The following is a 12,136-nucleotide window of genomic DNA, read 5'->3' as shown; positions in this document are numbered from 1 at the left end:
ACGGTTATCGGTTCACGGGGAAATATTTCTGGCCAGAGCAGCGCGTGCGCGCTCCTCCGCCTCATCCAGCTCGCTCATCAGGCTCTGGATATCGCGCAACTGCTGCTGCAACTGCGCGCGCTTCTCGGCAATGCCCTGCAGCAACCGCTGCAACTGCTCCACATTGCCGTGGGCGGGGTCGTACATCTCGATGATTTCCCGGCTCTCATCGAGGGAGAAACCCAGCCGCTTGCCGCGCAGGATCAGCTTCAGCCGCACCCGGTCCTCGGGAGAGTAGATACGGGTCTGGCCACGCCGCTCTGGAGCGAGCAGCCCCTTGTCTTCGTAAAAACGGATGGTGCGCGTGGTGATGCCGAACTCCCGCGACAGGTCGGAGATGCTGTAGCTGACGGGCTCAGCGTGGCTCGATTCGGGTTTCATGACTGACTCCTGGCAACGGGGCCCAGACTAGCAAAGGCTTACGTTAACGTAAACGTAAGCAAGAGGACGCAGCCGCCATTTTGCCAGCGGACAAATACCGCCCGCGCCCCCATGGACGCAGCCGCAGAAGAGGGAGCGGGAGTGTGAGCAGGAGTCGGCGTGTGACCAGGAGGCACAGGGGGAAATCGGCGGCAAGCCAAGGCAGCCAATAGGGCTGCTAAAAATTCAGCGGCGTCAGGCCCGGGCAAGCTGCTGCAGCTGGTTGTCCAGCAGCCGCTGATATACCGGCGACAGGGCCGTCACTTCCAGCCCGGCATCACCTTCGTGGCACTGAATACGGGCCGCCAGCTCTGCCTCCTGCAGAAGGTCCCGGTGCAGATAGAGCGCGCGTGGCTGGGCCAGCAGGCGGTCAGCGGAGAAGTCCCGCAGCTCGCCGGGGGTGACGGCCAGCGCCAGCTGCAGCCCGGTAATGGCGCTCGCGCCCTGCAACTCCCTCAATAGCAGGCCACAGCAGATCGCCCGGAAGGCCGCATCGTCACCGGCAAACCCCAGCCCCTGTTGCGGGCCGGCATCCCTTAACGGCCGCGCATCGTAGATACGGCACAGCAGCTGCAGACGCGCTTGCAGCTGCGCCTGCAGTTTCTCCAGCGCGCCGCGACTGAGCTGATTGCCGAGCTGCGCCCAGTTCAGTGGCCGCAGGTAAAGCCCCGCCGCCACCGGCGGTTCCGGCTCCGCTGCCGGTCTGAGCGGGGCTGCGGAGATCACCGGCGTTGCCCGCCGTGCCGGCAGGTACGACAGCGCCAGCGCCACCGCCGCGCTCACCGGCAGCGCAAATACCAGGCACAGCAACAGGCTCGCCCAAGGAAAAGTCACCCCGGCGGCGGGCACGAAGTTAATCGCGACGCTGCCGGCCAGGCTGTCGTGCAACACGACCGGCGCCGTCACCGTCTCGCCGCGCTCCACATCGCCGACCTGCGTGAGCGGGTAGGACTCCACATCCTGCACGGTAATCCCCGTAACAGCGGGCAGCGCCAGCAGCTCCTGCGCCAGCAGCTGCAGACTGATGCGGTCACCGGCGACGATACGTTCCAGGCTCTGGCGGGCCAGCACGGTGGCCGCGGTTTCTGCCACAGCCCGGTCCCGGGCCAGGGCTGCGGATTTCTGGCGGCCGAAATCATGGCTCAAACCGGTGGCGCAGAAGGCCGCGACCAAGAGCCAGACGACAGCCGCCACCAGCTGCTGACGCGCATTCGGCGATAGCCCGGCGAAAAAATCCTTAAGCAATCGCGACGGGTTCGGGCGGCTGGCAGGGCTGGCTGACATGAGGCGGCACACTTTTATTGTGATTCTTGAATAGTGATGGCGGGGATTTTAGCGGATATTGTCATCGGAGCTATAATGCGCGCCCAACTTTGCCATGCCACGGACTCTCAACATGGACGCCCAAACCGTTTCCCTGCAACTGCCCCTCGCGCAGATCACCCGCTCCACCGGCGATGCGCCCCTGCACTACCTAGAGTACCACCCAGGTGTGGCCGAGCTGGCGCTGCTGGGGTTAGCTAAGGATACGGGGGACGCAGACCTTGGCGATGCCCTGACGCTTGCGCGGCCGCTCTCACAACCACTGCCCAAGCAGCCCGCCGCCAGCGCGGTCACCGCCCCCTGGTGCCTGACCCTGCTCTCCCCCGGCGCGACCCTGGCGCAGTTGCGCGCGCTACTGGATTTTGTCGCCGGCCTGGGCGCATCGGTCACCGCGGTGGATACCCTGTCTCAGCGCCGCGAGCGCACCGTGCTGCGCTTGCAGCTAGACGGAAAACTGGACTTCGATCCGGTGCGACGCGCCTGCCTGAAACTGGCGGAGGAGATCGGCGCGGACCTGGTACTGCAGACCGGGGACAGCCAGCGCCCGCCCTCACTGGCCGGTTTCGATATGGATTCCACCCTGATTGACGCAGAGGTAATCGACGAGCTGGCCAAGATCACCGGCATCGGCGCGCAGGTGGCCGCCATCACCGAAGCCGCTATGCGCGGGGAGCTGGACTTCCGCCAGAGCTTCAAAAAACGCATGCGACTGCTGAAGGGTTTTCCGGAAGCCGAGCTGGCCCGCATCGCCCCGCAGCTGCCCCTCAAAGACGGCGCCGAACCCTTGCTGCGGGCACTGCGCGCACTGGGCTGTAAAACCGTCATTCTGTCCGGCGGTTTCACCTATTTCGCCCACTACCTGCAGTCCCAGCGACTGGCGGTGGACACGGTGCATGCCAATCAGCTGGAATTTGCCGACGGCGCCCTCACCGGCGAGGTGATCGAACCGATCGTGGACGGGGCGCGCAAGCGCGAATTACTGGAACAGATTGCAGTGGAAATGGGCTTGCCGCTGTCGCGGGTCATTGCCGTCGGCGACGGCGCCAACGACATCCCCATGCTGTCGCTGGGCGGACTGGGCATCGCCATTCATCCCAAGCCCAAAGTCCGGCAGGAGGCACCGCAATCCATCGACCGCTTCGGGCTGGATGCGGCGCTCTACCTGTTCGGCCTCAACGACGGGCAGATCGCCGGGCTGCTTGAACGCGGCTGAGGCGCGCTCAGGCAAGGCTCCCGATGGGGGAACCTGGGACGGACTACGGGGATTCGTCTCCGTAGATAATCTTGCTGTTCACTTTCACAGTGAGTGGATGGTAACCAGCCTTGGCGCCCTCAAAAATCTCAGCGGCCATTTCCTGACGGCCGCTCTCTACCAGGTTGCTGTATAGAGGGCGCAGGAATTTGTTGCGGCCGATTTCGGTCAGGAAACTGTTCAGGCGTCCGAAAGCCGGCTGGTAATCATTGCGCACAGCGATCATCAACCAGCTGAACGCGATCTCGTTGTTGCTGGACTCGGTCAGGCTGAAAGCACTATCCAGCTCCCGCAGCTGCTTTTCGTCCAGCTTTTCCGGCATGCCATCGAGGAAATATTTCCACTGGTGGTAGGTCCAGTTGCCGGTGTCGATATCCTTCGCCGCCAGCTCCCCTTTGAGCCACTGCTCGCGCAACGGGTCGATTTTTGTAAAGGCATCGGAAGTGGGAACCGGGGCACCTTCCGGAATCCCCGGTTCGTGAATCCACTGGCGGATGCGCTCCGCATCCAGCTTGTCCGGGTACTGGGCCAGCAGCGTCTTCTGCAGGTAGCTTTCAAAGTCTTCCGTGGTGATGCTCTGGAAAGCAAAATTGTTGAAGTAATCCAGCAAAAACTGGTCGAAGTTCTCGCGTCCTACTTTCTGCTCCAGCTCATAGAGAAACAGAGAACCCTTTTCATAGGGAATGTTGGAAAACACCTCGTCGGGATCGCGGCCACGCAGATCGATGGCCATGATCTCGTCACCGTCCGGCCTTTCGGCCAGGTCGGCCTGCAGGTCGTCATAGCCCAGCGCCATCTCCATGCGATAGCGATCGTCGCCGTAAATGTTCTGCATGATGCGGTTGGTCAGGTAGGTGGTGAAGCCCTCGTTCAACCACAGGTCGCGCCAGCTGGCATTGGTGACCAGGTTGCCGGACCAGGAGTGGGCCAGCTCGTGGGCGATCAGGGCCACCAGGCTCTTGTCGCCGGCGATCACCGTCGGGGTAATAAAGCTCAGGCGCGGATTTTCCATGCCGCCGAAGGGGAAGCTCGGCGGCAGAATGAGCAGATCGTAGCGATCCCAGCGATAGGGGCCGTAGACCCGCTCGGTCGCCTCCAGCATGGACTCGGTATCCTCAAATTCCGCGGCCGCGCTTTCCAGCAGCGCCGGCTCGGCGTAGACGCCGGTGCGCTCGCCCATCGGCTTGAATTCCAGGTCCCCCACCGCCAGTGCCAGCAGATAGGAGGGAATCGGCTGCGGCATGGAGAATTCGAACACGCCGTCCATTTCCGCCCCGGGGTCGTTATTCGCGCTCATCACCGCGCGCAACTCCTTCGGCGTGCGAATAGTGGCGTTATAGGTGATGCGCACCTGCGGCGTATCCTGCAATGGCACGAAACTGCGGGCGTGGATGGCCTGGGCCTGGGTAAAAAGGAAAGGGTGTTCACCGCCGGCGGTCTGCTGGGGTTCCAGCCACTGCACGCCGGAGGCGTCCGGAGAGGTGCGGTATTGAATGGTGACCGCGGTGGCGTTCTTGGGTAACTGGATCTTCAGCGGTGTGCCCAGATCGGGATCGGTTTTGCCCAGCGAGAACTTCACTGGGTGCATCTGCCCGCCGTGCCCGGCCTTCACCGCCTCGATCTCCAGCCCGCGGGTATCCAGGATCAGCGGCTCCCTCTTATCGGTCAGGCGCTGCAGCTTCAGTTTTGCCACGCCCTCAAGCACCTTGCGCTCGAAATCCACGCTCAAATCCAGATCCACATGCTCAACGAGGAAGTCATCGGTATTGGCATAGGAGTGATAATCGACACCGGACTCCGGCAGGTCGGGCTGCGCTTTTGCCGCTTGCCGCTGCGAGGGGACCGACTCCCGCGCTGATACCTGCACTAACGCCGCTCCCTGCATTGACGCCGCGGGCGCTTCTGCGGCCATGATCTCGGCGCCCTGAGTATCGGGCTGTTGCGGCTCCCCTGAGGGAGAGCAGGCTGCCATCAGCGATAGGGCGCAAATCAGCAGGCTGCTACTAAGGCATCTGGAAGACATGGAATAGCTCCAGTGGTTTTTTTGGTTTATCAGTATTGCACTCGCATTCAAAAAGGATAAACAAAGGACCGCAGAAGGTGGAAGTGCGCTGCGGGAAAAGAGATGGCAATGAGGGGCTATTGCGCGCCGAATGTCATTGCGGGCTGAAGCATGGGACATGGGAAGGAATTTGCCGGCAGCGGGGAGCGCCGCCGGCGGCGGCTCATTCGATGTTGAAGTCGAATGCCATCTCGTCAGCGGGCGCCTGCACATAGTAGCCCTGAATATAGTCGGTACCTGTCTGCCAGAGGGTTGGCAGCATGCTGGCCTGCTCAATATGGGGAACGATCACCCGGGTGCCAGTGGCGCCAAGCTCCTTGACCAGGTTGGCCAGGGTCTCGCTGCTCTCGCCCTCGTCCTGAATTTCGCGGACAAACGACGGGTCCACTTTGGCGATGTCGACCTTCACATGCTCCAGCGACTTGAAGGGGTTGAGGCCGATCCCAAAGTGGCAGACCGCCACCCGGCAGCCCAGATCCTGCACCTGCATGGTGAAGTCCCGCGCGGCGTGCAGGTTGCTGTTGATATCCTCCTGGCGCAACTGGAACACCACCGAGTTTGGCGACACTTTGGCGGCCTTGAAGGCAACCCCCAGCCATGCGGGCAGGCCGCTGTCCAACAGCGAGGCGGCGGTCAGGTGCAGCAGCAAAATGACCGGCTTGCCGGCAGCGCGCTGCGCCGCAGCCGCCTTCATGGAATTGAGGATCACCCAGCGGTCCATCTTCGTCGACAGCGCGGTGTCGCCAATCCCCTCAAGGAAACTCACCGGCGCCAGCTCTTCCTTGCCGTCCACCAGGCGCACCAGCACCTCGTAGATGTGCTCGCCGCTGCCCTGCAGGCTCAGCACCGGCTGGTAGAGCAGCTTCAGTGTGCCCGCATCCAGCGCCTGCGCCACCCGCGCCCGGCGATAGGTATTGGCATCATCGGGCTGCTCGGCATCCGGCTCATAGAGGGCAAAGCTGTTGCCATTGCTGTTTTTCTGCAGCGCCTCGGCGTGGGCCTTGATGGCCTGGTTCAGCACTTTTTCGCCGCTGCCGGAGGCTTCACTGAGAAGCGAGATACCCACCGAGGCAGTGACCTGCACGGTCTTGCCGACCACCTCAAAAATGGTATCGGATATTTTCTTCAGCAGTTCGCTGGTGCGGCGTTCGGCGCTATCGGGAGTTGTCTCCGACATCAGCAGGCAGAAGCTGTCATCGCCGTAGCGCGCCACCACGTCCCCCCGGCGGAGTCCGGACTGCAAGAGTTCAGCCACTTTTTTCTGCAACGCGTCTGCACCGGCCACCCCCACCGGCCCACGCACGGTTTCCTCGAAACGGTCGATCTCAAGGTAAAGGAGACCTCCGGTGCGCGGCGAGCCGGCGATTGAATTGATGGTGGAGTCCAGTACGCGCAGGAAGTGCTGGCGGTTATAGAGTCCGGTAAGGGGGTCGCGATTCTTGATGTCGCTGATCTGCGCCTCGAGCTGTTCGGTATCGCCGCTGCCGGAGGCAATGCGCACCTGCAGGCACCGCTCCTCGTCATAAATGGTGGACAATACTTCGGCAGTGGTTGGCAGCGGCGAACCGGAGGCGGTGTTGGCGGTAAACTTCCACTCCTGCGCCTCCACATCGTTATTGTCGATGGCGCACTGCTTGAGAAACTCGCGCGCTTCCTCGCGCTCGCCCTCAGCCAGCATGTCGATCAGCGGCTGGAACTCGACGTCGTCATTGCTCTTGTAGCCGAATCGCTCGGCAAAGGAGTCGTTGGCATAGACGATAAGGCCGTCGGAGATATAGGCGATCGCATCCTTGGAACTGTCCAGCAGCTCCTTGGTCCGCTGCAGCGTGGCGTGGTAGCGGCGATCGTGGAGACGGGCCTGACGACGGTTTTCCAGGGCCTGCATTTCCCGCTGGATGACCAGCAGCAGGTGCTGGTCCTCATCCACGGTGACCACATCGCGCGCACCGAGCTTAAGCCCCTCAACCACTGGCTGTGCGCCGCTGCGCTCACTGAGCAACAACACCGGGACATCCTTTTGCATCTTCTGGATTGTGCGCAGGGCCTTCGCCGGCGCCAGATTCTGGCTGCCCTCGGCCGCGATCAGAAGATCCCAGGTCTTGTCCTGCAGCAGCTTGACCAGCACCGCCTCTGTGGCCACATGCTGGGCGCGATTGGGGCGCCCGGCGTTGTGCAGCATGCTCACCAGCCTCTGCGCTTCAGAGGGCACATCGTGAATCAGGAGAAGTCGGATCGTGTCGCTGCTGCTCATCTTATTGCTCTTTATGGCAACTGCGGGGGCCACAGTGCCAGAAGGTATTATTCAGGGAGCATAAGTTTAGGGTGCGCCAGTGGTCACTTACAAGAGCGGTGACCTTTCTGGCCGCGCAGCAGGTTATACAAATTCAAAACACGCGAAGCCGGAGCCGCTCTCCACCTGGGACCCAAGGCGCAGGGAGCGCTTCTCGGCCTTGCTGACCAGCTCGACGCTATCGCCACTTTTGAACAGCGGCTGCGGCAGGGCAAACACCACCGGCCCCGCGGGCGCAGCCCCGGCCTGCTTCGCGTCGCCACGGCGGCGCAACAGCAAGCCCGAAATGGGCGCCGACAGGCGACCTTCCGCGGTGTGCCTCTGCACCCGCACCGCCAGCGCCTCGCTGGCGACAAACTCCACTCCGGCGCGCACACAGTCCTGCAGCTGGCACTGCCAGCGAATCACCGCCAGCTGCCAGCGGTCCGCCAAGCGCACTGCCAGCAGTTCACCGACTCGCACCTTCTCCGCCAGTTCCTTCGGCAGCCTGAGGCCCATACCCCCGCGGCTGACATCTGCCACTGCGGCTTCCACCGCGCGGTACTTCTGTGCACCCATGGCGCCCTTGCCGTCCAGCCCCAGACTCGGGGCAGTGGGCAATACACCACCGAGTTCTATTCCCTGAGGGCGAAGCTCCGTCCCAACAGCGCCCCGGCCCCCGACACTGGCACCGCAGAAGCCCTCGATCACGGCCTGATCCAGCGGCGCGCCACTGTCCAGATGGTGACAGATGGCACCCATGCCGGTGAGGACCTGGCAGCGCTGCCGGGAGGGGACGCGGCGATCCAGTCGTCCGCCCCGGTAGGACCAGCCGCGATAGACGCGGCGGATCAGGTGCTCGTCGGCCCGCTTGGAGCGCCGGGCGAGTCTGGCGAGAAGACGCTTGAGGTCGATCTTCCACCCCAGCGGGGCGGTATAGAGACGCGGGTCGAGCCGACAGTTCTCGATGCGGTTGCCCGGGATCGGCGCCCGATCCGATGCCAGCGAAGCAAGCAGCGACTCGCTGCGGCTTTTGTAACTGTCCACGATGGCGGTCACGCCGGCCCATTCAAAGGTCAGGGACCACAGCTGCTGCTGCTCGCTGCTGCCCAGCTGGCCGGGGTTGGCGGCGGCAAACAGCGCCACCTGCATATAGGCGTTGGCAACGCGATCGCGGCGCTGTGGATGGTGACGATCCCGCACCGCCCGGGTCTCCAACTTCTGGGCCCGCGCCACCTGCACCAGCAACTGCAGGTTGCGCCAGGTATCGCGCGGCGTGGCGAGCGCAAACAGCGGACCCAGCTGCAGCAGGCGGCGGTAGGCATCCACAGCCCGCTGCAGGGCGCAGGCGTTGCGACGGCGGGCAAGCAGTCCCGATTCCTGGCGCAACTGCCCGGCCAGCGCCCCATAGGCCAGCGCCAGCTGTTGCAGCAGGCGCATGGCGGCGCGCACCGCGATCTGCGGAACCTGGGCGCGGCCTTTGGGCTGGTCGCCCCGGCGCAGCGCGATGCCATCGACGCAGGCAAGGGCATACTCCCGCACCACCTCGAGCATCGCCAGGCGCTGCTGACCGGAGTTGTGCCAGCGGGCGATTTCACCGGCGAGACTCACCAGGAGCCCCGCCAGGCGCAGCTGATGGGCGGGCTGATACGGATGCAGACCCTGTTTGGCAAGCCAGTCATGCAGCTGGTTTTCGTTTGCACAGGCGCAGGTCAATACGTCCAGAGACGGCTGCGGCAGACGCAAGCGGGCGAAGAGATCGGGGGCAACGGCCGCCTTTTGGGGCGCCGTTTGAGTGGGAGCTTGAGGCATTTTCTGCGTCCATGCTTTGTTATGGCCGGCAGTATAGGGAGCGGGCAATTCCTCAAACAAGACAACACGAATGAATACCGCGCCTAAATTGTGAGGCGCGTCACTTTTATCCTGTTAAATGCATCAGACAGGGGTCTTGGAAGCCTCACCGGCGATCTCCCGCACCAGCCGCGGCACCAGATAGCCCGGCAGGCGCCTGCGGATTGCCGCCACCAGCGCCTTCGCCCGCGCGTCCGACACCTCGAAATGCGCCGCGCCCTGCACCCGGTCGAGCTGGTGCAGGTAATAGGGCATCACCCCGGCATCGAACAGGCACTCGCTCAGCTGCACCTGCGCCGCCTCGGAGTCGTTCACTCCGCGCAGCAGCACAGCCTGATTCAACAGCGTCACCCCCGCGGCGCGCAGTCGCCGCAGCGCCGCGCGCACCCGCGCATCAATTTCATTGGCGTGATTGCAGTGCAGAACCAGTACCGGCTGCAGACGCGACCCGGTCAGCCACTGCAACAGCTCGTCGGTTACCCGACTGGGAGCCACAATCGGCAACCGCGTGTGCACCCGCAGGGTGGTGAGTTGCGCTATCGCCGCCAGTTCGCCGGCGATCCAGCCGAGCTGGCGATCCCCCAGTACCAGGGGGTCGCCGCCACTGAGAATGACTTCCCGCAACGGGTCCTGGGCGCGGATATAATCCAGCGCCGCCTGCCACTGGGCGCGGCTCAGGTGGTTGTCGCCGTAGGGAAACAGGCGGCGAAAACAGTAGCGGCAGTTGACCGCGCACTGACCGGCGGCGATCAGCAGCAGGCGCCCCCGGTACTTGTGCACCACGCCCGCCACCGGGTTGGCCGCCTGCTCACCGAGAGGGTCGGCGCTAAAACCGGGCGCGGGCTCCAGCTCCGGGGCTCCGGGCAGAACCTGCAGCAATAGCGGGTCTTGAGGGTTGCCCCGGGTCATGCGGGCGAGAAACGGGCGCGGAACCCGCAGGGAGAAATCCGCGCTGGCCTGCAGGGCCGCAGGCAACTGGGCGGGGTCCAGCGCCAGCGCCTGGATCAGCTCCCGCGGGTCGGTAACCAGATCGGCGAGTTCCTCCTGCCAGCGGCGCTCGGCGCTGAGGGCGGGATTATCGCTTGCAACGATTTCACTGGGAGCTGGGGGGTGCTGTATCATACATCGCTATTCGGCTTGCGCAGAGCGCGCAAATTTTAAGCGCCCGCACCAAAATTGGAAGGGCAAAATTGAGCGGGAGACTGGCGATTAGTGCCGGGTCCGCTTGTTGCACTCAGAGGAATCCATGGCTAGTTACTCCACCAACGAATTCAAGGGCGGTCTCAAGGTTATGCTGGACGGCGACCCCTGCTCCATCGTGGAAAACGAATTCGTCAAGCCCGGCAAGGGCCAGGCGTTCAACCGCGTCAAGCTGCGCAACCTGAAGACCGGCCGCGTCTGGGAGCGCACCTTCCGCTCCGGTGAAAGCCTGGAATCCGCGGACGTCATGGACCGCGACATGGAGTACCTGTACAACGACGGCGAGTTCTATCACTTCATGGAACCGGAAACCTTCGAGCAGCACCAGGCCAGCGCCGAGGCGGTGGGCGATGCCGCCAAGTGGCTCAAGGAACAGGACACCTGCACGGTGACCCTGTACAACGGCGCACCGCTGGCGGTGACTCCCCCCAACCACGTCATTCTGGAAATCACCGACACCGACCCGGGCCTGCGCGGCGACACCGCCCAGGGCGGCACCAAGCCCGCCACCCTGTCCACTGGCGCGGTGGTCAAGGTGCCGCTGTTCCTCGAGATCGGCGAGACCGTCAAGGTCGACACCCGCAACGGCGAATATCTGGGCCGCGCCAAGGACGAGTAATCGCCTCGCCCCCAGAAACACTTACCTTCGCAACACTTACCGTCGCCAGCCGGCGACGGTAAACCTGCCACCCCCACTCTATGACATCAGTGATCTCCCCCTGGCAGCCGAGCGCCAGTATCCGCGCCCTGCACCAGCGCGCCGCGCTGCTGGCGCAAATCCGCCGCTTCTTTGCCGAGCGCAACGTGCTGGAGGCGGAGGTGCCGACCCTTTCGCGCCGCGCCACCAGCGACCCCCACATCGACTCCATAACCGCCCTGTGCACCGGCGAACCCGCCTACCTGGCCACCAGCCCCGAGTTCGGCCTCAAGCGCCTGCTCGCCGCCGGCTTTGGCGACTGCTACTACCTGGGCAAGGCGTTCCGCGAGGGTGAGGCCGGCGGCCGCCACAACCCGGAGTTCACCATGCTGGAGTGGTACCGGGTGGGCTGGGATGACCACCGCCTGATGAGCGAAGTGGGCGAGCTGCTGTCACTGGTGCTGGGGATCGCCGACATCCAGTTGCTGAGCTATCGGGAACTGTTCCTGCAGCATCTGCAACTGGACCCCCATACGGCCAGCGACGAGGCACTCGGCGACTGTACCCGCCAGGAAGTGGAACTTTCTTTCGCGCCAGCCAGCCGTGACGAGTGTCTCGACCTGCTGATGAGCCACCGGCTGGAGCCGGCCATGGGGCCGGGCATCACCCTGCTGTATGACTTTCCCGCCAGCCAGGCCGCGCTGGCGCGGGTGACCGAGGACGCCAGCGGAACCCCGGTTGCGCGGCGCTTCGAGGCCTACGTGGCCGGCCTGGAGCTGGCCAACGGCTATTGGGAGCTGACGGATGCCGAGGAACAGCGCCGGCGCTTCGAGGCGGACCACCGCTACCGCGCCGCGCACAAGCTGCATGTCTACCCGTTCGAGGAACGACTGGTGGCGGCACTGGAGGCCGGCCTGCCGGAGTGCGCGGGGGTGGCGATGGGTGTCGACCGCTTGCTGATGCTGGCGGGCGGCTATCGGCGCATCGAGGAGGTCATCGCCTTCCCCATCGAGCGCGCCTGAACCGGGCTAAAACTCTTCTGCCCGCCTTTCGCCTCTCGCCTTTCGCCCTTAGCCCTTAGCC

General features: G+C 64.1%; 9 protein-coding genes. 3 read left to right on the top strand and 6 right to left on the bottom strand.

The features are described from left to right. Positions 1–12: 12 nt before the first annotated feature. Together ABEA58_RS04670 and ABEA58_RS04665 are read right to left on the bottom strand one after the other, a co-directional pair. Positions 13–420: a MerR family transcriptional regulator gene (locus tag ABEA58_RS04670; protein ID WP_345549307.1), complete on the bottom strand. Its 408-nt coding sequence runs from the start codon at positions 418–420 to the stop codon at positions 13–15. 234 nt (positions 421–654) lie between these two features. Further along, positions 655–1,743, bottom strand: a complete 1,089-nt coding sequence (locus tag ABEA58_RS04665; RefSeq protein WP_345549305.1) for a hypothetical protein — start codon at positions 1,741–1,743, stop codon at positions 655–657. A 112-nt stretch (positions 1,744–1,855) separates the two neighbouring features. Between ABEA58_RS04665 and serB the strand changes: the two genes are divergently transcribed. Further along, positions 1,856–2,995, top strand: coding sequence for a phosphoserine phosphatase SerB (gene serB / locus ABEA58_RS04660; protein WP_345549303.1), 1,140 nt, complete (start codon positions 1,856–1,858; stop codon positions 2,993–2,995). Positions 2,996–3,038: 43 nt separating this feature from the next. Here serB and ABEA58_RS04655 read toward each other — a convergent pair whose 3' ends face one another. The 4 genes from ABEA58_RS04655 to epmB all read right to left on the bottom strand — a co-directional run bounded on the left by ABEA58_RS04655 (position 3,039) and on the right by epmB (position 10,338). Continuing rightward, complete coding sequence (locus ABEA58_RS04655) at positions 3,039–5,057, bottom strand: M1 family metallopeptidase (protein ID WP_345549301.1); 2,019 nt, start codon at positions 5,055–5,057, stop codon at positions 3,039–3,041. Positions 5,058–5,259: 202 nt separating this feature from the next. Next, positions 5,260–7,347, bottom strand: a complete 2,088-nt coding sequence (locus tag ABEA58_RS04650; RefSeq protein WP_345549299.1) for an EAL domain-containing response regulator — start codon at positions 7,345–7,347, stop codon at positions 5,260–5,262. Between the two features lie 123 nt (positions 7,348–7,470). Beyond that, positions 7,471–9,177, bottom strand: a complete 1,707-nt coding sequence (locus tag ABEA58_RS04645; protein ID WP_345549298.1) for a hypothetical protein — start codon at positions 9,175–9,177, stop codon at positions 7,471–7,473. Between the two features lie 123 nt (positions 9,178–9,300). Beyond that, entirely contained in the window at positions 9,301–10,338 is a 1,038-nt protein-coding gene (gene epmB, locus ABEA58_RS04640; protein WP_345549296.1) for an EF-P beta-lysylation protein EpmB, read from the bottom strand. A 124-nt stretch (positions 10,339–10,462) separates the two neighbouring features. Here epmB and efp point away from each other — a divergent pair, with 124 nt between their 5' ends. Beyond that, positions 10,463–11,035 carry an elongation factor P gene (gene efp, locus ABEA58_RS04635; protein WP_345549294.1) on the top strand — a complete coding sequence of 191 codons (573 nt, stop codon included), beginning with the start codon at positions 10,463–10,465 and terminating at the stop codon, positions 11,033–11,035. Between the two features lie 80 nt (positions 11,036–11,115). After that, a complete protein-coding gene (gene epmA / locus ABEA58_RS04630) occupies positions 11,116–12,075 on the top strand; it encodes an EF-P lysine aminoacylase EpmA (RefSeq protein WP_345549292.1) in 960 nt (319 codons plus the stop codon). The last annotated feature ends 61 nt before the right edge of the window (positions 12,076–12,136 follow it).

This window comes from Microbulbifer aestuariivivens (assembly GCF_039545115.1).
GTDB lineage: Bacteria > Pseudomonadota > Gammaproteobacteria > Pseudomonadales > Cellvibrionaceae > Microbulbifer > Microbulbifer aestuariivivens.
The sequence above is the reverse complement of the archived record's forward strand: the minus strand, read 5'-3'. Positions and strand labels throughout refer to the sequence as shown.